Below are 19,829 nucleotides of genomic sequence, written 5' to 3' on the forward strand. Positions count from 1 at the left end.
CTTGTGTTCCCCCTACTCGGTCCGTAGACTATTTACCGGGTTGGCCAGCGCCGCGCGGATGGCGGTATAGCCGACGGTCAGCCATGCAATGGAGGCCGAAGCTATGATGGTCACTAGGAAGAAGTCGGCGCCCAGAGTGATCCGGTATGTATATTGCTGCAGCCATTGCCGCATAAAATACCAGGCTATCGGCGCGGCAATTAAAAAGGCAATCCCTACCAGCACCGTGAACTCGCCCGACATGATCACGACAATCGACTGTACAGATGCGCCCAGCACCTTGCGAATACCGATCTCCTTTCGCCGCTGCACAGCCATAAAAGAAACCAATCCATACAGGCCAAGGCAGGAGATAAAGATGGCAATAGCGGAGAATATCTTATAAAGCGTCGAGAGTTGGTTCTCTTGCCGGTAAAAGTCGGCAACGGTTTGATCCAGAAAGCTATATTCGAATGTGAAATCGGGAAAATAGCTGTTCCAGAGGGCGCTCATTTTTGCCGCGATGCTCTTGGTCCGGCGAATATCTATCTTCACATTGACGATACCATACCATCGTTTTTGGGTTGTCATTACTACCGGGCCGATAGGGTCCCGAAGGGAATTGATATGAAAATCCTTCACCACTCCCACGATGGGACAAATGCGCCCATTGATGCGGACCATCTTCCCGATAGCAGCTTCGTCTTTCTGTATGCCCAGCCTCCTGACAACAGTTTGATTGACCACATACTCCCGGATCGTATCCGAAGGATAATAGACCCGGCCCGCGACAAGGGGAAGTTCGTACAAGCTGAAGTATTCCTGATCGACAGGCATGAATTTGACGATCATATTCGCATCCCGGGTGTGATTCTCCAAACTGAAAAGATCCGTATAGTTTCCCCCGTCGGTCGGAGCACCCCCGGCAAAACTGACTTTTTCAATCCCGGTTATTTTTAGAAGATCAGCCTTTAACGCTTCCATTTGGGTATACCCAAGGCTATCGTTTACGAACTCAGCATTGATGACGGCATCCTTTCGAAAACCCATATCTGCATTACGGAAGTAATCCATTTGAGAGGCAACGACCATTGTGGCGATCACCAGCGCCTGGGCGATCACAAACTGAAAAACGACGAGTCCCCTCCTGAAAGAAAGTCCTTTTTGACGATCGACACCGGCGGACCCCTTCAGCACGACGCTGCTTCGGAATCCGGACAGCACAAGCGCGGGATAGAGCCCCGACAAAAAAGTAACCGCCACTACCGTACCGAGCATATATCCCAACACCTTATAACTATATAGGACCGAAGCAGACAGATGAATGTCCAGCAGGCTATTCATAGGTGGAATACAAAAACGAACGACCACTATGGCACCTGCCAGTGCCAGCAGGGTGGTAATGCCTGTTTCTCCCAGGAACTGCATAATCAACTGTCTTCTGCTGCTTCCCAGCACCTTCCTTACGCCTACTTCCCGGGCGCGATTAACTGCCTGTGCCGTAGTAAGGTTAATAAAATTGATACAGGCCATAAAAAGCAGGAACATCCCGATCAACCGCAACGCAAAGATGAGATCCTTGCTAAAGGTGCGGTTATTGTAATTTTGAAACCGGGAATCATAATGGATCTCGCTCAGCGGCTGCAGGTTCAGGGTATAATTTGGATTGACGGGCTTTATATATTTATCGACAAAAGCATTCAGCTGTGGCATCAGCCGGCCCGTATCCTGGCCATCAGCCAATTGCACAAAACAATAATTGCCATCACTGATATTACCCCAGTTGTTAAAATCCATAAAACTCTTCAGGCTCGAATAGGATACTACCGCTTTGATCGGGAAATCCGTGTTGGGTGGAATATCATTCAGGATGCCGGTGACTTTTACGGGAACGCCATCCATCTTAAACGTCTTACCCATCGCCGTCTTCCAGTCCCCGAAATAGTTGGAGGCAAGTTCTTTTGTCAGCAGAACCGTATTGGGATCGTTGATGGCATTTTTTATATCGCCGGCAGCCAGGCCAAAGTTGAATAGCTGAAAGAATTCTGGTTCGGCATAGAAAAAACCGGATACTTGCTTGAATTTTTTTGCCTCCGCCTTTCCGGACGACGCGACGATCACCTGTACATTCCAATCCGGCCAAATAGCCGCTACCTTGGCCAGCTGCGGGAAATTAGTCCGCAAACCCGCCGCCACCGGGACAGGCACACCTGTCCTGAGCTCTCCGGGAAGTGCATTTCTTCCGATTCGAACAGTTCGGTATATCCTATCCTTGTTAGCATGAAAAGTATCGAAGCTTTCTTCATACCTGATCACCAGGAATATCAGGATAAAAGCCGCAAAGCCTACCATCAGACCGGCGATTTGGATAGCCGAAGTAGTCTTGTGCTTTAGGAGATTTCGGATGGATGTTTTGTACAGCATGCCAAATCTGTTCTCAAAAACAGAGCCCTTTTTCTGCGCCCTTGGCAACCAGCTGTTTGCGCACCACGCGGGACGGATTACTGTCCGCTTTTGCTACATACGTTGAACGATTCTAGTTGATGGAGGTTCCGAGCATACAATTTTCGTCTGTTTTATGCTCGACTTGAAGCAGCTAGCATGCCTATTTTCAATCGGATAAAACGCAAATAATTGATAGCAAATACGTTAAATGCTACTCCGGCCTTTAATGACGCCAAAACTTGTTGTATATTAGTTCTAAATACTTTATGTTTAAGCTTTACGCATGTCATCTACTTCTACCATATTAGCTTCGATAAAATCTAAAGTACACCGCGTATTACCTGATGCCAAGGTAATGCTTTTCGGTAGCAGAGCCTATGGAAATCCGACGTCGGAAAGCGACTGGGATATTTTGATTTTAACCCCTGGTCCCGTCAATTCAGAGCTAAAAAAGAATATACATGTAAGTCTATTCCCACTAAGCGTCGAAATAGGAGGTTTCATCAATGCCTTAACCATTCAGGAAAGTGAATGGCAAAATAATCCCTCCTACTACTCTTTACAACAGACATTAAAAAGTGGAACGGTGCAGGCATGAGCACAAAGGATGCCTCGCTTCTGCTTACAAAAGACTTAATTCCGAAAACGCATAGTGGAACGGTCTCCATGTTACACCAACATTTTGTGCAGGATGGGGCTTTTGACTTCGATAGCCCGCATGATTGGAAGTAGCGAGGCCGGAGCAACACTTCTTTTCTCATCGACTCGTCGGGAAATCGCATCTTTTTAAAGTACCCTGGATTCATGTCGGCCTCCAATAGGAATCAAATGGGGATGTCCCTTAGTTTCCCGCGGCAATCCTAACATTGGTAAATCATTGGCAAACCAGCCTACTACTTCCCGCACAGCCCTTAAAAACAGCAAAGGCCATCCTCACGAATAGCCTTTACTAACCAATTAAACTCAATCCGTTCACCCTTTCGGCGGGAAGGGATCATTGCCGTAGCTGTTCCTTTCGCGAATCTCGCCGTGGCGGTTGTGAATAAAGAGCTCGCTTCGTTGGTTCTCGGCGATGCTCCTGGCCAGATCGATGGCCTCGGATTGCGTGTCGGTGATGTAGGTCCGGCGCTCGTTGCCTTCGCCTCTCACCGCCCATTGACCCTGATACGGGACAACGTGCTGATTCTTCTTGCTCATGACTTTTGAATTAATGAGTCAGTCAATATGGTTTACACTTCTAATGTAGGATTAATTTTGGACATTTCGGAAATATTTTTTAAATTCGTCCAGACAAAAACAAGGAAGGTTAATGATCGCAAAACATTTTCCCGAGAGGCTAAAAACCGCCCGAAAGATGACGGGTTACTCTTTACAAGATCTATCAGATATGCTGAAGAACCAGTTGAACAAGCAAGCTCTGCAACGTCTGGAAACCGGCGAAGCCAAGCCCGATAGCGCTACGCTGTCCAGCTTGGCAAAGGTCTTGCAGGTTCCTCCCGAGTATTTCTTTCGGGAGTACACTGTCGAGTTGAAGGAGCTGAGCTTTCGCAAGCTCAAAAAACTACCCGTTCGCGAACAGGAAAAGATAAAGGCCAGCACCGTCGAATACCTCGAACGCTATCTTGAGTTGGAAGACATCCTCGGCCTTGAAAGCCGGCTTCCCTTCAAGCCAAAGTCCTTCAAGATCAAAAACAGAGAAGATGTTGAGAAAGCCGCAACCGAAATTCGCATGACCTGGTGCCTCGGTGACGACCCCCTGCCCAATATTCTCGAGATGCTGGAAGAGAACCATATCAAGGTTATCCTGCTAAAGGCAGATAACTCCTTCTCGGGAATGTCCACGATCCTAAATGACCGTATCGCGGTCATTGTTCTGAACAACAGTGAAGGCATTCCGATCGTTCGGCGTCGCTTCAGCGCGCTCCATGAGCTTGCCCACCTGTATATGGATCTCTCCCCTTTTACCGAAAAGGACGCCGAGAAATTTTGCGACGCCTTTGCCTGCGCTCTCTTATTGCCCGCTAAAAAGATCAAAATTGCGCTTGGAGGCTTCCGATCCGTCCTCCTCCTGAAGGAGCTGGCGATCATCGCGGGGCAATATGGCATTTCTCTTGCCGCCATTGCCTACCGGGCATTGGCGCTCGAGATCATCAGCGCAACCTATCACAAATATTTCATGATCAGCTATAACCGCGATCGCATCCGGGAGAGGGAATTCGAAGTCTATTCGGGAAGGGAGCACTCGGATCGCTTTCTACAACTTCTGATCCGTGCCGTCGCTGAAGAGGTGATCTCAACGGCCAAGGCCGCCGCATTGTATAATCAAAAATTGGGAGATTTTCGTGATACCATAGATAATGCATTCCGATGAAAATAGCCGTAACGGACGCCAACATCTTTATCGATCTGATTAGACTGAACATGCTGGCCCTCCTCTTCAGTATAGAAATGGAGATTTATACAGCCCAAGAAGTGATCGATCAGCTGAACGACGACCAAAGCCGCGAGTTGGCTGCCTTTCTGGGACCACAACACCTGAAGGTATACCGCTTAAGTGAGAAGGAACTGGAAGAAGTAGTCGCCTTCGAAGCGCCCCGCTCCCTCGAGCTAGCCGACCGCGCTGTCGCCTGGCTCTCCATCCGGCTGGAAGCAACAGTCCTGACCGGAGACGGTGTCCTGCGAAAATTTTGCCAAACCAAACGACTAGAGGTCAGAGGTATCATCTGGTTCTTCGACTGCCTCGTTGAAAGAGAGCTTTATACCCCGCAATTTGCCGCCTCAAAACTCACCGAGCTCCAACATATAAATCCCCGCCTCCCGAGGAACGAGATCACCATCCGCCTCCAAAAATGGGGGATGCTCACTGCCTGATCACGCCGCTATCAAGTCGGGAATTTGCCTCAAGTTTCCCTCAGATTCCACCTCGCAGTGGACACCCTTTGCCTTCGGTTAACGATTCTTCCTATCTCGCTCGTTCGGTGCTTACACCCTAGAGCTAATGAACATGTCTGGCTTACAAAAAAACCGCCTTTCGGCGGTTTTCGCGTTCTTGCGAGGTCTCGAACAGATTACCGCCGGCGCCGACATTCGTCGGGTCCGGCTTCGCCGGCCCCCTTCGCTTCGCTCGCATTCTTCGCTATCGCTCGAATGCATCGCTAACGCTCAGGCGCCTCCGGTGATCTGCCGTCTGGGGGGCTTGAAAGAACACAGTTGTGTGCAACCGGGCCGGACTGCGTCCGTCCGAGCTTTGTTCGCGGCTTCGTCGATCGCGAGTGAAACTCGCATCTCCTCTACCGCAAACAAAAAAGCCGCCCAAAGGCGGCTTTTGCACACAACTGTGTTCTTTCGCTGAGGTCTCGAGCAGATTCGAACTGCTGTAGAAGCTTTTGCAGAGCTCTGCCTAGCCACTCGGCCACGAGACCAACTATATTAGATTCAACCATCCGCCCCCTCATCTCCACCGGCGGACCCGGCGCCCGATTAAATAGGCCCCTTCCGGGGCCACATTTTTTGAGTGGCTGCAAAATTAAGGTAATTTCGCAGAATTCTAAAAAATATTCCCGTCCTTTTATGCTACCCATCCCTGAAAGCGAACTCATTATCAACAGCCGCGGCGCAGTCTACCACCTCGACCTCCGCCCAGACGAACTCGCCACCACCGTCCTCACCGTCGGCGACCCCGACCGCGTAGCCAAAGTCAGCCGGCATTTCGACTCTATCGAGCACCGCGCCCACCACCGCGAATTCGTCTCCCACACCGGCTACATCGGCCGCAAACGCCTCACCGTCGTCTCCACCGGCATCGGCACCGACAATATCGACATTGTCCTCAACGAACTCGATGCCCTCGTAAACATAGACTTTTCTACCCGAACGATAAAAAAAGACTCCACCCACCTCACCATCATCCGGATGGGCACATCGGGGTCCCTACAGAAAGATATACCCGTAGAAAGCTTCGTCGCTTCCACTCACGGCCTCGGACTCGACAACCTGCTCAATTTCTATCGCCACGACGGCACCCAGGAAGAAAACGACCTCCTGCACTCCTTTTCTACCCAGACCCAACTGCACCCACGGCTCGCCCAACCCTATCTCAGCGGCGCCAGCCCCACCCTGCTTCGGCATTTCACCACCGGCTTTCACCAAGGCATCACCGTCACCTGCCCCGGCTTCTATGGCCCCCAAGGCCGGGTCCTCCGTCTGGGACTAAGCCAACCTGAACTCATCGACCGCCTCACCAGCTTCTCCTACGGCCCCCACCGCATCACCAACTTCGAAATGGAAACCGCCGGCATCTACGGACTCGGCAAACTACTCGGTCACTCCTGCCTAAGCCTCAGCGCCATCGTAGCCAACCGCATCCAAAAAGAATTCTCGAAGGACGGTGACGCCGCCGTGGGCCGGCTCATCCGCGAAACCCTCAGCATCGTAGAAGGGCTGCAATAGGGGGCGCCAGCTGCATCACCCGATTAAGCATCCTCGAACTTCGTCGGAGCTGCTTCGCCACGCTCCTCCTCGTTCCTAACCTTCGCTGCGCTCGGTTACCCTCCGTTCAACGGCAGTGGTTCGATCGGGCCTATCCCCTTGGCCAAACCCCGCCTTCTTCGTAGCTTCATGCTATGAAAAAGCCAGGCAACACGTTCAAAAAAAAGGCTAAGCACGTCGGCCGCAAAGCCAAAGGTGAAGTCATCTCCTATCGTCCCAAAAAGAAACTCCCCCGTGACCACCCCTTCTCCGAAGCCGACCTCTCCCCCCAGCGCTAGACACAAACCCACCACTTTTTTCATCATCTCCCAACAGCTGCACCGATTGCTTCGCAATCTGGCGGGGCCAATGTCGGTCCTTCGGACGCCGTCGCTGTGTTCCGGCCTGCCCGCAACCACCCCTTCTCCGAAGCCAACCTCTCCCCTAGCCGTTAGGCGACCCCTGCCGCTAGGCAGACTCACCCGAATAAGCTATTTTTGCGCTCAGAAATGAACCAAATGAACTTTTTCAAATATCAGGGCACCGGCAATGACTTCATCATCCTGGACAACCGCAACTGGAGCTACACCGCCCTGACCACCGATCGCATCAAATTCCTCTGCGACCGCCGCTTCGGCATCGGCGCCGACGGCCTCATGCTGCTCAACCCCCACACTGGATACGACTTCGAAATGAAATACTACAACTCCGACGGCCGCGAAAGCACCATGTGCGGCAACGGAGGCCGCTGTCTCGTAAAATTCGCCTACGACCTCGGCATCAAAAAAGCCCAATATAACTTCATCGCCATCGACGGGCCCCACCTCGCCGAGATCGACGCCGACGGCACCGTCAATCTCAAAATGAAAGACGTCCTGAAGATCGACGACTTCCACGGCGACCTGCTTCTCGACACCGGCTCTCCCCACTATGTCAAAATGGTCACCGATGTCATGGAACTCGACGTCTTCCACAAAGGCATGGAAATTCGCTATAGCAGCGACTTCGCCAAAGATGGCGTCAACGTCAACTTCGTAGAGCAGCGTCGCCCCGACGAGATCGTCGTCCGCACCTATGAAAGAGGCGTAGAAGACGAGACCCTCTCCTGCGGAACAGGTGTCACCGCCAGCGCCCTCGCGTCCTATCACAATGAAGTAGGCAAAAACTATGTAAAGGTCATCACAAAAGGAGGCAAACTCACGGTACGGTTCAACCGAACGGCAGACGACACCTACGAAGATGTCTGGCTTTGCGGACCCGCCATCCGTGTATTCCAAGGCAGCATCGACAACCAGCCACCTGCTAACTCATGATCCAATACTTCAAGAACGTCAACCACCAAACGGTAGAGATCGACCACGCCGAAAACGGCGCCTGGGTCAACATCCTTCCTCCCCTTAAACAACAGGAGTTCACCAACCTTTCCGACGAATTAGACATCCCCCTCGACTTCCTCACCGACTCCCTGGACATCGACGAACGGGCCCGCTTCGAGGAAAAGGATAACGTAAAGCTCATCGTCATCAAGACCCCGACGGAAAACAACTCTTTCAATGAAAGCGATGCATACTACATAACAATTCCCATCTGCATCATCCTCACCCACAATCAAATCGTCACCGTCAACTCCTTCGAGAACGGCGCTATAAAAAAATTCCTCAACACCTTCCAGAACCGCAGCCCGGACAAGAGGAACATGATGGCCCTCAAGATCTTCGAGAAGATCACCCAGACCTACATGGAATATCTGAAGGAGATAAACCAGCGCCGCAACCTCATGGAGCAGAAACTCTATGCCTCCAATCGCAATGAAGAGCTGCTCGAATTAATGAAGATCCAGAAAAGCATGGTCTACTTCGTCACGGCCCTGCGCAGCAACGAAATGCTCCTGCTCAAACTGGCGCGGACCGACTTCCTCGGCCTCAACGATGAAGAAAAGGAATTCCTCGACGACCTCGCCGTGGACATGTCCCAGGCCCTGGAAATGGCCAATATCTATACCAACATCCTCAGTAGTACGCTGGATGCCTTTGCCAGCATCATCAACAATAACATGAACAGCGTGCTGAAAAGACTCACCTCGATCACCATCATCCTTTCCCTGCCCGCCCTCGTCACCGGCATCTATGGGATGAACGTCCCCATCCCCTATGCCGATTCACATTATGCCTTTTATATCCCCATCCTGCTGTCGATAGGGATATCCATCATAATCAGCTGGTATTTTATGAAAAAGAAATGGTTTTGATATGGTAAATCTAAGAGTATACGGCATCCTATTGGGTGAAAACAAGGAAATCCTGGTCAGCGACGAATACATCCGCGGAAATTACTATACAAAATTCCCCGGCGGCGGCCTGGAGTTCGGCGAAGGAACAAGGGATTGCCTGAAAAGAGAGTTCAAAGAAGAGATGGACCTCGAAGTAGCCGTCGGCGATCATCTGTATACCACGGATTTCTTCCAGATGTCCGCCTTTAATCCGCAACAGCAGATCATCAGCGTCTATTATTTCGTTCGCGCCCTCGAACCCATCAAAGCCCCGCTTCGTACAAAGCCCTTCGACTTCGACGAACGCGAGATGCGCGTCTACGCCGAGCGAAAGGAAACAGAAACCTTTCGCTTCATCGACCGGGCCTTATTCAGTGAAGAAAGCGTCACCCTGCCCATCGACAAGGTAGTCGCCCGGCTGCTGATGACCCGCTATTAGCCGCAGCACCCTCGCTGCGTCGTTGCACCCCTACCCTTCTACGGGATTCGCCGGCGTATCCAGCAATAGCTCCATAAACTTCAGGTCAAGCCACCGGCCAAACTTATACCCCACCTGCCTGAAATGCGCCACTTCCTGGAATCCAAAGGAAGCATGCAGCCGGAGACTCGCATCATTGGCCGCATCTATCCCCGCGATGATGGCATGAAATCCCTGTGACTTCGCAGACTCTATCAGCGGCCGGATCAGCAACTTGCCGATGCCCTTACCCCGCTGGTCTTCGGATACATAAACGGAATTTTCGACAGTATACTTATAGGCAGGCCACGCCCGAAACGGACCATAACTGCTGAAACCGACCACCCGCCCTTCTTCCTCCGCGATAAACACGGGATAGCGAGCGGCAATCTTATCCATATACCAGGCCGCACGCGCCTCCATCGTCTGTTGCTCGTATGTATAAACAGCAGTCGTATGCAGTATCACCTGGTTGTAAATAGCTAAAAGCGCAGGCAGATCCGCCTCGCTGGCATCGCGGACAATTATCATCGTTTTACCCTTAGTTTCTCGATCATCTCCTCCCCAAGCCCTTCTGCGCTGATCCCAAATCCCGTCACCAGCAACCCTTTCTCCCCCTTACGCGATTCAATGGCGTAGACGATCGCCTCATCGGCCGGATCGCTATCCCCTTCAAACCGGTAGAACTCGGTGATCTCAAAATCCCCAGGCTTTAGGGACAGCGGTGTCTCTGAACAAGCGACACCCTCCGCCTCCAGATTAAAATCGATGTTATATCCTCTTTGTTTCAGCCCGTTGACGGCTTCGGCCACCGTGTCATAAGTGAACATACATTCGGGATTGATCATTTTTATCAAAACGGAATATCCCTGCAATTTACGATCATTTTACAACTTACGGTCACATTCGCCCTGCGTTCTTGCACACCGGGAGCCCCGGTTTGTCCTGTCAACTCCCCGGGGTCCGATTCGGGTGCAGGCGCCGGCTGCCGCCGGCACCATCGGGTAAGGGTATGCGATCTATGGCTGAATTCCGTATTTGTTGCAAACCGCGGCGTAGGTCATTTTCCTGGGGTCTTCAGTACCCTGCACCCCACCGGGAATGACGATGACACGGTAATAATACCCGTAAACCACGGGGCCAACAGTAAAATTGGCAAGCGGCACAGGTTTATTGGTAACAGCCTGCGCATCGGTCAGCTGGAAAACGATGCCGCCAGGCTGAAGAATGGACGTAAGGTTGACGTCTTCATTGTAGGCAACGCCGGATGCCACATGCGTCTGTATAAAAGTAGCTGGCAACTGCCAGCTGCCGTTGAAGGGCTGATAGCCGGCCGGCAAAGAGTCCCGCACATAAACAAGCACTACGCCGCGCTTGAGGATACTGTCACTGATAGCGCCCACGTTGATAGGATACGTCAGCGACCAGCTGGTATCCCCATTCACCAGCCTGACGCTATCCTTCACCCAGCTGTCCCCAATGAAGATTGTCCAGTTATAATAGATCACATTAGCCGAACCCGCCGGGCCTGGGGCGCCTCGCAGGCTGACACCCGTACCCCAGCCGGAAGCCGTCTTTGGTCCGTATACCATGTCGCTGGTCTCATCGACATAATAGTCCCCGATATTTCCCAGTGTCGCAGCCGGAGCGCCATAGCCATTGTAGATCTGGGAACCCGCCGCGCCGGCGGCGCCTGCTGCACCCGTAGCCCCTGTTGCTCCGGTGGCGCCGGTAGCTCCTGCCGGACCTGCTTTAGAACACGCCTCGAAAAGTAAAAGGAGGTACACCACCAGGCAGCAATATCCCCGGAGGTTGAAAAAAGATGTCTTCATGATAAAAGGTTTGGTGTTGCCGCGAAAATAATGACCCCACCAGCCGCCGCGGGGAGGATGTATGTAGACTACCTGATTTTGTATGTAAACGACTGCGGTGGTTAGATCAATTGGTGGGATTGTTTGACTACCCCCATCACGAACGTACTCTGTACATGGCCGATGTTCTCCACCTGGCCCAATTTGTTGACGTGAAAATCATAATACGCATCCATACTCTCCACCGCCACCTTCAGCATGAAATCGAACTCCCCGGAAATGATGTAACATTCCAGCACCTCCCCCATCTCCTGCATCGTCTTGATAAACTTCGCTCCGCTTTTCTTGTTGTGTTCCTTCAACGACACATAACAAATGGCCAGCAGCCCCTTCTTCACCTTGGAATGATCCAGCAACGTCGCATACTGCCGGATGACGCCCGTCTCCTCCAGCCGGCGGATCCGCTCATGCACCGGAGTGGTGCTAAGATGAACTTTGGCAGCTATCTCCCTGACGGTGATCTTGGCGTTTTCCTGCAGCAGCCGCAGGATGGCCCTGTCCTTCTCATCCAGCTCGACCGGGCCATTAGCCGGTTTTTCTTTTTGGAGGTCTTTTTCCATGGATTGCCCGTATTTTATTCTAACAAAATGTCAAAAAATCTATTTCTGTTCCAAATTTATAAACAATCGCTATATTTTTGTTCTACTAATTTACCTTTGTTACAAATAAAAATGAATTCCATGTCAACGAAAACTCAGAGCATCGATTTGAAGCTCCCTTATAAGGTGAAAGATATGAGTCTGGCCGAGTGGGGTCGGAAAGAGATCCGTCTGGCCGAAGCGGAAATGCCGGGCCTGATGGCGATCCGTGCGGAATATGGCAAGCAGAAGCCCCTCAAAGGAGCCCGCGTTGCCGGTTGCCTGCATATGACCATCCAAACTGCCGTTCTCATCGAGACCCTGGTAGAACTGGGCGCCGAAGTACGCTGGTCTTCCTGTAACATCTTCTCCACCCAGGACCAGGCCGCTGCCGCTATCGCCGCTGCCGGTGTCGGAGTCTTCGCCTGGAAAGGTCAGACCCTGGAAGAAGCCGACTGGTGCATCGAGCAAACCCTGTTCTTTGGCAGCACCGATCGTCCTCTCAACATGATCCTCGATGACGGCGGCGATCTCACCAATATGGTATTCGACAAATATCCCGAACTCGTCCAGCATATCAAAGGCCTCAGCGAAGAGACCACCACCGGTGTGCACCGCTTGTACGAGCGTATGGAAAAAGGCACGCTCCCCATTCCTGCTATCAACGTCAATGATTCCGTCACCAAGTCCAAATTCGACAACAAGTACGGTTGTAAGGAATCCCTCGTCGATGCTATCCGTCGTGCAACGGATGTCATGATGGCTGGTAAGGTTGCCGTTGTAGGTAGCTATGGCGACGTAGGCAAGGGTTCTGCTGCATCCCTCAAGGGGGCAGGCTGCCGCGTCATCGTCACAGAGATCGACCCCATCTGCGCTCTTCAGGCTGCTATGGATGGTTTTGAAGTAAAGAAGATGGTGGATGCCGTAAAAGAAGCCGACATCATCGTCACCGCTTCCGGCTGCCGCGACCTCATCACGGAAAAGCACTTCCGTCTCATGAAGGACAAGGCTATCGTTTGTAACATCGGCCACTTCGACATCGAGATCGATATGGCATGGCTCAACAAGAACTACGGTAATACCAAGGATACTATCAAGCCCCAGGTCGACGTCTACAATATCGAAGGCAAGGATGTTATCGTGCTGGCAGAAGGCCGCCTCGTAAACCTGGGTTGCGCCACCGGCCATCCCTCGTTTGTGATGAGCAACTCCTTCTCCAACCAGACTCTCGCACAGATCGAACTGTGGGTCAACCACAGCAAATACGAGAACAAGGTCTATGTGTTGCCCAAGCTCCTCGATGAGAAGGTAGCCCGCCTCCATCTCGCCAAGATCGGTGTCGAACTCGACGAGCTCACCGACGCCCAGGCCGCCTATCTCGGCATCCCCAAGGCCGGCCCCTTCAAACCCGAGCACTATCGCTACTAGTCGTCACCCACGACCAAACATACAGCCCGCTTCACAGGAAGCGGGCTTTTTTATTGACAGAGCTGGTATCGCAGCGTAATTAAAAGTTCGTCAGGACGATCTTATGTTCGTCCCGGTCATAATAGGCATACACGTATTTCCCGCCGTTCTCAAACAAACTTTCCCCCGCCGGCGGTATGCTGATCTTCTTTCTATAATCCACTATCCGGTCACCAATACCTCTCGTCACCGGTCCTGGCACATGCTCCAGGGTAGTAGAATCCATGAGCAGCTTAAACCCCGAAGACTCGATCGAGGTTGACCGGCTATACAACGGCGCCGAACCGGGCCCCCCACTCCTTCTCAAGGTTGTCTCCTCCTTCCAAGCCCCGATGGTAAGCCCGATCCGTCCGCTGTCTTCGCGACTGACGATGAGCACCGAACTGCCCTCGTACATCATTTTGAGTAGCTGCCATAGCTTTGGTTGCTCCCGTGACTTCTTCCCGGAAAGAGGACCGTCCAAATCGATCGGTGTGTTTATAAATAGGCTGTCCCCGAATGATCTGGCGGTATATTCGCGAAGCAACGAGCCACTATGGAAATCCCTCACCTGCAAATCCATCTTTTGGTCGTCGGCCGAAACAAAAAACAATTTATCATCGAGCAGAAAAGAGTTGTCTGTATAATTGGCCCTACCCGGTTGCGTCTCCTGGATGTCATTGTGAATCACCTTCCTGAGACCCACCTTCTTCGTCTGCACATCGAAGCTGAAGATCGCCGTGACGCCTTTCTGCCAACTGTTCATCAAGAGAAACAGCGTATCATGCATCCAATACAGCTTATTGGGAACATGCCCGAGATCCCGGTTCAACTGCAAGCCCGGGTCGATCTTCACGACCGTGACATCGCGACCGAAATTGCCGTCATACTCGGTCAGCGCTTTCCAGACCCCGTTTTCAAAAGAATAGTGCAAGGTATCAATGCGCTGATCCTCACCAAAATCATAAATAGTAAATTGAGATTCTTTTTTGTTGACAGCAAAATACAGAAAACGATCCCCACAGCTGATCTCTTCCACCGCGCTTTCATGCCGCATGTCAAACAGCACTACAAAGTCACTATGCGTGCCCTTGACAATGTCCAATACCCATACATGCAGGATAGGGTTAGTGTTGGGGCCCGTAGGCTGCAGGAAGGCATAGACCTTACCCCCCTTCATGAACCCGCCTAAAAACTGCTCGGATTGCAGCCGGTTGAAATAAAAATGCTGAATAACCGCCTGTTTACTGTCCAAAACAAATGCACGGACACTGTCGCCATTACATAGAAACAAACAACTATTCAACTTCTCTCGGTCGGAAATCGTATGCAGTTCGATGCTTTTCCCGCGCCAGCCGATAGGTTCCTCGTAAAATTTTTCCTGAGCACACACGGACAAGGCTAGTAAAAGGGGCAAAAGGGAAAGGATAGATTTACTCATATAGGAAGCGTTTTTCTACGGTGATCGTCACCCGCGTCAAGTTAGAAATTTAATGCAAGAACCGCAAATTCCTAACCTGCCAACCCCATCACCGCCCACAACGTCGCCCCCGCGATCAGCACCCACACAATCACTCCCTGCACCAGCGGCCGCACCCCCGTCTGCCGAAGCACCTGTCTCGATAAGCCGCTCCCGATAAGAAACAACGTCAGCGTCAACCCCGCATGCGAAGCCCCCACGATCACATGACTCACCGCCGGCATCGGCACCCAGGTATTCCACAGGATGGCCAGCACGAACAACCCGATAAAATACGGAACCTTCACCTTCGCCCCACCCTTGCGCGCCGCACCGCCCCGAAAGAACAAAGCCGCCAGCAGCGACACCGGGATGATCCAAAGCGCCCGCGCCAGCTTCACCGTCGTAGCGATCTGCAACGCCTCTGGTCCATATCTCCCCGCAGCCCCTACCACACTACTGGTGTCGTGTATCGCTATCGCACTCCACAGCCCAAACTGCGCCTGGCTCAACCCCAGCCAATGCCCCACCACCGGGAATACAAACAGTGCAACAGAATTGAGGATAAACACCGCACCCAGCGCCACAGATACCTGACGCTCTTCCGCCCTGATCACCGGGGCAAGCGCAGCAATGGCGCTCCCGCCACAAATGGCCGTCCCCCCGGAGATGAGCAGCGATGTCTTTTTATCGATCTTCATCCAAAACCCCAGCAACAACCCAAAACCCAATGTTCCAGCAATCGATACCACGGTAAACAAAAACCCTTCGCGTCCTGCCTTCAATGCGGTAGCGGCATTCATGCCAAACCCAAGCCCCACCACCGACACCTGCAGCAGGATATGCGTCGCCTTATGATTCAGATGTAAAAAAGGATGCCCGACAAAAAGGGCGATGATCAGCCCCAGCACAAGGGCCAGCGGCGGCGTCACCAGCGGGGTAAGACAAAACAATACCGCCACCGCAAAGACCATCTGTCTGATAGAAATGTGCCTGTCAAGAACCTTACTCGTGTCCATAGATTTACTATTTTCCTGGACACAAAGGTCTATCTCAAACCCGCCGAAAAGAAATTGCTATTCGTAATGACTGATAACATAAAGTTATCAGAGCTTCCGGTAATGCAGCGCAAATCGCATAAACAACTCCGGCAGCGCCTGCGCCTCTCCCTGCAACCGCGCAAAATAGAAGTTTCGCTCGATGGAAAGCCCCTTCACATCGACGATCACACATTCATTATTTTGTAGCTCCTTCGTCACCGCATGAACAGACAGGAAAGCCATACAGGGCGCATGCAGCAGGTAGGATTTGATCATCTCCGTGCTGTTCAATTGCATCTCCTTTTGCAACTGTGACAACTTTATCCCAACCCCCTTCAACGCGTGCGCCAGCACCTCCAGCGTCCCCGACCCGGGCTCCCGTAACAACAGGGGTATCCGCGTCAGCTCCTCCGGCTTGATATACTGCCGCCGGGCCAGCGGATGCCCGGGGTTGCTCACCAGCACGATCTCATCTTTCATAAAATCGGTATATCGGATTGCCGCATTCCGCGAATGCCCCTCCACGATACCCAGATCGATCTCCTCCCCCTCCAGTGCCTGCTCGATCTGCTGCGTATTTCCACTCACCATGCTCACCTGTATAGCTGTATACCGGCTATGAAAATCCGCCAGGATCGGCGGGATGATATACGGTGCCGCCGTCATGCTTCCACCCAGGATCAGCTTTCCGCTATGGCCCTGCGTCAGGCTGCTCATATCGAACTCGAGATTACGGTACACGGCAAACAATGTCTCGGTATGCTGCAACAGCCGTTTGCCTGCCGGCGCCAGCCGGATACGCGTCCCGTTGCGCTCGAAAAGCTTCACTTTGAAATGCTGCTCCAGTTCATGGATATGCCGCGTCACCGCAGGCTGGGTGATGAAGAGTTCCTTTGCCGCCTTGGTAAAGTTGAGCCGCTTGGCTACGGTATGAAACACCTGTAAGCGAAAATCAAATGTCATAGACTATGGCAGAACCGATGCCTTTAGAGTCGCAATATAATGCACGCGATCCGCACCCATAGCCGTCCCTGACATCTTTTTCAACGGCATCCCCTGATAACTGCTCCAGTGAACCTCTCCCCCGGGGGTATAATCCACCGTTTCCACCTTCACCAACGCCTTTGGTATCCTTCCGCCAAACCAATGAGGGTCATCCCGCTGCGACCAGGTCACAAGTGCATAGAATGCTCCGGGATAGGAAGCCTGACCACTCCGGGCAGCCTTCACTGCCAGATCGTTGCCATAGAGGGTTGACATCGTTCCTTCCCGCGGATTGACCATCGTCGTGATCACCTTCCCCATCAACGGATGTTTGTCCACACTGTCCGGCAAATATGCCGCCTGGTCATAAAGCGAGAGCGTATCGGCCAGCGGAAAGGTGAAGGTATGATCGGTCTTACCCAATGGCCGGTGACAGTTGACACATTCGCTTACAAAAGAAGCATCTTTCCCATAAGGCTTAAGGGCAAGCCCCCCGACCCAGCGGGCCCACCCCCAGCCAAAGGATGAGGAAAACAGCTGGTGGTCCCTGACCATAAACTCCACCTGCTTAAACGCCCCGGCATGTATCTCTCCCGACGAATCCGGCAGCTGGTCCCAGGCCACCTTGGCGAATACAGCGCCGTCCGGCCAGGGGTAGCCATGACCCTCCCGGATAGCTTTTACGGCAACATCATTGGCAAGGATAAGCCGCAGTGTCCCGTTGTCATACCGCTCGGTCGTAGAAACAGCCCGCCAGTTGGCAAACCCCGCAAGTGACACATAGCCAATGCCGTTATATTCGTCCTTCACTGCTGCCGCGTCGACTTTCACACCCGCCGCATCCGCGCCTCCGCCTCCCGTACCCTTCGCCGCACCCGCGGAAGCCACCCATTGTGCATACTGCTCCGCCGCAGCCCGCCGCCGCGACGTATCCACCGTCGGGTGATACCCCAGCGAAAGCGCATATTGCTTCAACACCGCCAGTTCTCCGGCGCTTATCACCCTGCCATGATGCAAAGCCGTATACTGGGCCAATGGCATACCCCCTTGCTCCACCTGCATGATGCACTCGAACAGCTTAGCCGCCTGCTGCGCCTTGGGCAGGCTGTCGAATCGGGAAAAATTCAACGCCTCCCGGCCCTCCTTCACATCACTGACCACAAACCAATAGGCCGGCGCCGGCTGATCAAACCAGGCAAGCCGGGTCTCATTCGAATGACAATCATAACAGGCCCGCTTGAGAATGGCCTTGACTTCCGGTGGCGCCTGCAGATCGGCAGTCACCGGTGGATGATCCAGCGGCGGCCGGATCAGCTGTATCGCAATAAAAATGGCTAAACAAATAAGCAGGATTATCCTCACCTTCTTCCAAAACGGGCGAACTGGTTTCATCTGATATGCTTTTAATGCGGTGCAAATTATTGGCTTACCATTATCCCCCATCCCCCAATAGCCGATCGGGGATCATCCGTCGCCCAATCGGCCAAATCGCTCGGTGAAAGCTCACCGTCCGGACAGCACCTCCGGATTGAACACCGACGGTGGCCTGCCCGCCTGCGGCCCAAGCCCAAGTGCAGCGATCAGGTTATCCGCAGCCAGACTCGCAAGACCATGCTGCGCCTCCGCCGTCCCCCCGGCTATATGCGGGGTAAGCACCGCATTGGGCAGACCCATCAGCCCCGGATATACGGCCGGCTCGCCTTCGAAGACATCCAGCCCGACGCCGGCGATCCTGTTCTCCTTCAGCGCCAATGCCAGGGCCGCCTCATCGATAAGCCCGCCGCGGGCGATATTGAAGAGCATGGCGGAGGAGCGCATCAGCCCCAGCTCCCCAGCCCCGATAAGATGATAATTCTCAGGCGTATACGGCATTGCAAGGACGATAAAATCGGCCTCGCCCAACAATGCCTCCTTGCTCCGGTATTCCGCCCGGCACTCTGCTTCGATCGCAGGGTCCAGCCGGCGTCGGTTATGATATACCGCCTTCATCCTGAACCCGATAGCCCGGCGGGCAATGGCCTGGCCGATGCGCCCCATCCCCATAATGCCAAGGGTCTTGTCACAAAGATTGGCCCCAAACCAGCGGCTCCCCGCACTGCCCTTCCACTGCCCCTGCTGTAACCAATGCGCCGCTTCCACCAGCCGTCGGGCCGTAGCGATCATTAGTCCCCAGGTAAAATCCGCTACCGTTTCATCGGCCGGCCCGGGTGAATTCGTACCGATGATACCCGCCCGCGTCAGCGCCGCAACATCCACATTGTTATATCCCGCCGCAGAAACACAGAGGGCTTTCAGGCGGGGCAAACCACGGACAACGGAATCGTCTATCTTCTCACCCCCGGCTACCATGACGCCATCCATATCCTGCAACGCCGCATGCAGCTGCTCGGAAGTATATCGCTCTCCGTCATTAACAGTAACATCGAAATATTGCCGCAACCGGTCTACAACATCCGGGAATAGCGGCCGCGTGATAAGGATCTTTTGTCGCATAGCACCTAAATTAATGAAAAAGACATTAGCATTTCATTAATAAACCCCGCCTCCCCGTCCCGGTCTATTAATTGAACAACAACATTTACAAAAACTTAAAAGCTAATGTTATGAAGTACATAATCACCCTCGTTCTGCTGATCGCCGTTGTATTGAATGGCCTCATTGGTTATCGTTTATTTCAACATTCCAACTACAACGTCAGCAGCCTGCTGATCATCGCTTCCTATCTCTCTATCGTCATGAGCATCTATGTGCTCACCGTAAGCCGGACCAGGTCCAACCCCCTTATCCACTAATCCTCTACGTATATACCGACCCGGCCGCCTATCGACGGCCGG

21 protein-coding genes and 1 tRNA gene are annotated in these 19,829 nt (G+C 52.8%); 10 read left to right on the top strand and 12 right to left on the bottom strand.

Going from position 1 to position 19,829, the window contains the following annotated elements; all coding sequences use genetic code 11:
- Positions 1 to 12: 12 nt before the first annotated feature.
- Positions 13 to 2,403 (bottom strand): ABC transporter permease, encoded by a 2,391-nt coding sequence (locus IEY39_RS09075; RefSeq protein ID WP_188930735.1) that lies wholly within the window; start codon positions 2,401 to 2,403, stop codon positions 13 to 15.
- A gap of 304 nt (positions 2,404 to 2,707) precedes the next feature.
- Here IEY39_RS09075 and IEY39_RS09080 point away from each other — a divergent pair, with 304 nt between their 5' ends.
- Entirely contained in the window at positions 2,708 to 3,022 is a 315-nt protein-coding gene (locus IEY39_RS09080) for a nucleotidyltransferase domain-containing protein (RefSeq protein WP_188930736.1), read from the top strand.
- A 374-nt stretch (positions 3,023 to 3,396) separates the two neighbouring features.
- On the opposite strand, the gene IEY39_RS09085 is transcribed toward IEY39_RS09080, so the two are convergent.
- Positions 3,397 to 3,621, bottom strand: coding sequence for a DUF2188 domain-containing protein (locus IEY39_RS09085; protein ID WP_188930738.1), 225 nt, complete (start codon positions 3,619 to 3,621; stop codon positions 3,397 to 3,399).
- Between the two features lie 112 nt (positions 3,622 to 3,733).
- Here IEY39_RS09085 and IEY39_RS09090 point away from each other — a divergent pair, with 112 nt between their 5' ends.
- Together IEY39_RS09090 and IEY39_RS09095 are read left to right on the top strand one after the other, a co-directional pair.
- Positions 3,734 to 4,795 (top strand): helix-turn-helix domain-containing protein, encoded by a 1,062-nt coding sequence (locus tag IEY39_RS09090; RefSeq protein WP_262892852.1) that lies wholly within the window; start codon positions 3,734 to 3,736, stop codon positions 4,793 to 4,795.
- A complete protein-coding gene (locus tag IEY39_RS09095; RefSeq protein WP_188930742.1) occupies positions 4,792 to 5,295 on the top strand; it encodes a PIN domain-containing protein in 504 nt (167 codons plus the stop codon). Before IEY39_RS09090 ends, IEY39_RS09095 begins: the two co-directional genes overlap by 4 nt.
- Before the next feature lie 480 nt (positions 5,296 to 5,775).
- Here IEY39_RS09095 and IEY39_RS09100 read toward each other — a convergent pair.
- Positions 5,776 to 5,846: transfer RNA gene (locus IEY39_RS09100), tRNA-Cys, on the bottom strand.
- 148 nt (positions 5,847 to 5,994) lie between these two features.
- On the opposite strand from IEY39_RS09100, the gene IEY39_RS09105 reads away from it, so the two are divergent.
- The 5 genes from IEY39_RS09105 to IEY39_RS09125 all read left to right on the top strand — a co-directional run bounded on the left by IEY39_RS09105 (position 5,995) and on the right by IEY39_RS09125 (position 9,599).
- Positions 5,995 to 6,873 (top strand): nucleoside phosphorylase, encoded by an 879-nt coding sequence (locus IEY39_RS09105; RefSeq protein ID WP_188930744.1) that lies wholly within the window; start codon positions 5,995 to 5,997, stop codon positions 6,871 to 6,873.
- 173 nt (positions 6,874 to 7,046) lie between these two features.
- Positions 7,047 to 7,190 (top strand): hypothetical protein, encoded by a 144-nt coding sequence (locus IEY39_RS09110; protein ID WP_188930747.1) that lies wholly within the window; start codon positions 7,047 to 7,049, stop codon positions 7,188 to 7,190.
- A gap of 219 nt (positions 7,191 to 7,409) precedes the next feature.
- Positions 7,410 to 8,204, top strand: a complete 795-nt coding sequence (dapF, locus tag IEY39_RS09115) for a diaminopimelate epimerase (RefSeq protein ID WP_229688836.1) — start codon at positions 7,410 to 7,412, stop codon at positions 8,202 to 8,204.
- The gene (locus IEY39_RS09120) at positions 8,201 to 9,139 is read left to right on the top strand and encodes a magnesium transporter CorA family protein (protein WP_188930751.1); all 939 of its coding nucleotides are present in this window, start codon (positions 8,201 to 8,203) and stop codon (positions 9,137 to 9,139) included. Before dapF ends, IEY39_RS09120 begins: the two co-directional genes overlap by 4 nt.
- Position 9,140: 1 nt before the next feature.
- The gene (locus tag IEY39_RS09125) at positions 9,141 to 9,599 is read left to right on the top strand and encodes an NUDIX domain-containing protein (protein WP_188930753.1); all 459 of its coding nucleotides are present in this window, start codon (positions 9,141 to 9,143) and stop codon (positions 9,597 to 9,599) included.
- A 30-nt stretch (positions 9,600 to 9,629) separates the two neighbouring features.
- Here IEY39_RS09125 and IEY39_RS09130 read toward each other — a convergent pair whose 3' ends face one another.
- The 4 genes from IEY39_RS09130 to IEY39_RS09145 all read right to left on the bottom strand — a co-directional run bounded on the left by IEY39_RS09130 (position 9,630) and on the right by IEY39_RS09145 (position 12,048).
- Complete coding sequence (locus IEY39_RS09130; RefSeq protein WP_229688837.1) at positions 9,630 to 10,148, bottom strand: GNAT family N-acetyltransferase; 519 nt, start codon at positions 10,146 to 10,148, stop codon at positions 9,630 to 9,632.
- Positions 10,145 to 10,447 carry a phosphoribosylpyrophosphate synthetase gene (locus tag IEY39_RS09135; protein WP_188930754.1) on the bottom strand — a complete coding sequence of 101 codons (303 nt, stop codon included), beginning with the start codon at positions 10,445 to 10,447 and terminating at the stop codon, positions 10,145 to 10,147. The genes IEY39_RS09130 and IEY39_RS09135 overlap by 4 nt, the downstream gene beginning before the upstream one ends.
- Positions 10,448 to 10,636: 189 nt before the next feature.
- The gene (locus tag IEY39_RS09140) at positions 10,637 to 11,449 is read right to left on the bottom strand and encodes a hypothetical protein (RefSeq protein ID WP_188930756.1); all 813 of its coding nucleotides are present in this window, start codon (positions 11,447 to 11,449) and stop codon (positions 10,637 to 10,639) included.
- 101 nt (positions 11,450 to 11,550) lie between these two features.
- On the bottom strand, positions 11,551 to 12,048 hold the full coding sequence (locus IEY39_RS09145; protein ID WP_188930758.1) for an Lrp/AsnC family transcriptional regulator: 498 nt from the start codon (positions 12,046 to 12,048) through the stop codon (positions 11,551 to 11,553).
- Between the two features lie 120 nt (positions 12,049 to 12,168).
- On the opposite strand from IEY39_RS09145, the gene ahcY reads away from it, so the two are divergent.
- Positions 12,169 to 13,494 carry an adenosylhomocysteinase gene (ahcY, locus tag IEY39_RS09150; protein ID WP_188930761.1) on the top strand — a complete coding sequence of 442 codons (1,326 nt, stop codon included), beginning with the start codon at positions 12,169 to 12,171 and terminating at the stop codon, positions 13,492 to 13,494.
- Between the two features lie 79 nt (positions 13,495 to 13,573).
- Here ahcY and IEY39_RS09155 read toward each other — a convergent pair whose 3' ends face one another.
- The 5 genes from IEY39_RS09155 to IEY39_RS09175 form a co-directional block, all read right to left on the bottom strand.
- Entirely contained in the window at positions 13,574 to 14,953 is a 1,380-nt protein-coding gene (locus tag IEY39_RS09155) for a hypothetical protein (RefSeq protein WP_188930763.1), read from the bottom strand.
- 71 nt (positions 14,954 to 15,024) lie between these two features.
- Positions 15,025 to 15,990 carry a YeiH family protein gene (locus tag IEY39_RS09160; RefSeq protein WP_188930765.1) on the bottom strand — a complete coding sequence of 322 codons (966 nt, stop codon included), beginning with the start codon at positions 15,988 to 15,990 and terminating at the stop codon, positions 15,025 to 15,027.
- 87 nt (positions 15,991 to 16,077) lie between these two features.
- Entirely contained in the window at positions 16,078 to 16,974 is an 897-nt protein-coding gene (locus tag IEY39_RS09165) for a LysR family transcriptional regulator (protein WP_188930767.1), read from the bottom strand.
- 3 nt (positions 16,975 to 16,977) lie between these two features.
- Complete coding sequence (locus IEY39_RS09170) at positions 16,978 to 18,387, bottom strand: cytochrome P460 family protein (RefSeq protein WP_188930770.1); 1,410 nt, start codon at positions 18,385 to 18,387, stop codon at positions 16,978 to 16,980.
- Positions 18,388 to 18,498: 111 nt separating this feature from the next.
- Positions 18,499 to 19,488 (bottom strand): 2-hydroxyacid dehydrogenase, encoded by a 990-nt coding sequence (locus tag IEY39_RS09175; protein WP_188930772.1) that lies wholly within the window; start codon positions 19,486 to 19,488, stop codon positions 18,499 to 18,501.
- Between the two features lie 110 nt (positions 19,489 to 19,598).
- Here IEY39_RS09175 and IEY39_RS09180 point away from each other — a divergent pair, with 110 nt between their 5' ends.
- The gene (locus IEY39_RS09180; protein WP_188930774.1) at positions 19,599 to 19,787 is read left to right on the top strand and encodes a hypothetical protein; all 189 of its coding nucleotides are present in this window, start codon (positions 19,599 to 19,601) and stop codon (positions 19,785 to 19,787) included.
- Positions 19,788 to 19,829: the final 42 nt, after the last annotated feature.

Source organism: Puia dinghuensis, from assembly GCF_014642875.1.
Taxonomy (GTDB): Bacteria; Bacteroidota; Bacteroidia; order Chitinophagales; family Chitinophagaceae; genus Puia; species Puia dinghuensis.

Coding starts and splice junctions, on each gene's coding strand:
- dapF (WP_229688836.1), top strand. CDS start 7,410: ATGAACTTTTTCAAATATCAGGGCACCGGCAATGACTTCATCATCCTG.
- IEY39_RS09140 (WP_188930756.1), bottom strand. CDS start 11,449: ATGAAGACATCTTTTTTCAACCTCCGGGGATATTGCTGCCTGGTGGTG.
- IEY39_RS09105 (WP_188930744.1), top strand. CDS start 5,995: ATGCTACCCATCCCTGAAAGCGAACTCATTATCAACAGCCGCGGCGCA.
- IEY39_RS09075 (WP_188930735.1), bottom strand. CDS start 2,403: ATGCTGTACAAAACATCCATCCGAAATCTCCTAAAGCACAAGACTACT.
- IEY39_RS09130 (WP_229688837.1), bottom strand. CDS start 10,148: ATGATAATTGTCCGCGATGCCAGCGAGGCGGATCTGCCTGCGCTTTTA.
- IEY39_RS09145 (WP_188930758.1), bottom strand. CDS start 12,048: ATGGAAAAAGACCTCCAAAAAGAAAAACCGGCTAATGGCCCGGTCGAG.
- IEY39_RS09110 (WP_188930747.1), top strand. CDS start 7,047: ATGAAAAAGCCAGGCAACACGTTCAAAAAAAAGGCTAAGCACGTCGGC.
- IEY39_RS09165 (WP_188930767.1), bottom strand. CDS start 16,974: ATGACATTTGATTTTCGCTTACAGGTGTTTCATACCGTAGCCAAGCGG.
- ahcY (WP_188930761.1), top strand. CDS start 12,169: ATGTCAACGAAAACTCAGAGCATCGATTTGAAGCTCCCTTATAAGGTG.
- IEY39_RS09175 (WP_188930772.1), bottom strand. CDS start 19,488: ATGCGACAAAAGATCCTTATCACGCGGCCGCTATTCCCGGATGTTGTA.
- IEY39_RS09180 (WP_188930774.1), top strand. CDS start 19,599: ATGAAGTACATAATCACCCTCGTTCTGCTGATCGCCGTTGTATTGAAT.
- IEY39_RS09120 (WP_188930751.1), top strand. CDS start 8,201: ATGATCCAATACTTCAAGAACGTCAACCACCAAACGGTAGAGATCGAC.
- IEY39_RS09085 (WP_188930738.1), bottom strand. CDS start 3,621: ATGAGCAAGAAGAATCAGCACGTTGTCCCGTATCAGGGTCAATGGGCG.
- IEY39_RS09160 (WP_188930765.1), bottom strand. CDS start 15,990: ATGGACACGAGTAAGGTTCTTGACAGGCACATTTCTATCAGACAGATG.
- IEY39_RS09170 (WP_188930770.1), bottom strand. CDS start 18,387: ATGAAACCAGTTCGCCCGTTTTGGAAGAAGGTGAGGATAATCCTGCTT.
- IEY39_RS09135 (WP_188930754.1), bottom strand. CDS start 10,447: ATGTTCACTTATGACACGGTGGCCGAAGCCGTCAACGGGCTGAAACAA.
- IEY39_RS09155 (WP_188930763.1), bottom strand. CDS start 14,953: ATGAGTAAATCTATCCTTTCCCTTTTGCCCCTTTTACTAGCCTTGTCC.
- IEY39_RS09080 (WP_188930736.1), top strand. CDS start 2,708: ATGTCATCTACTTCTACCATATTAGCTTCGATAAAATCTAAAGTACAC.
- IEY39_RS09090 (WP_262892852.1), top strand. CDS start 3,734: ATGATCGCAAAACATTTTCCCGAGAGGCTAAAAACCGCCCGAAAGATG.
- IEY39_RS09095 (WP_188930742.1), top strand. CDS start 4,792: ATGAAAATAGCCGTAACGGACGCCAACATCTTTATCGATCTGATTAGA.
- IEY39_RS09125 (WP_188930753.1), top strand. CDS start 9,141: ATGGTAAATCTAAGAGTATACGGCATCCTATTGGGTGAAAACAAGGAA.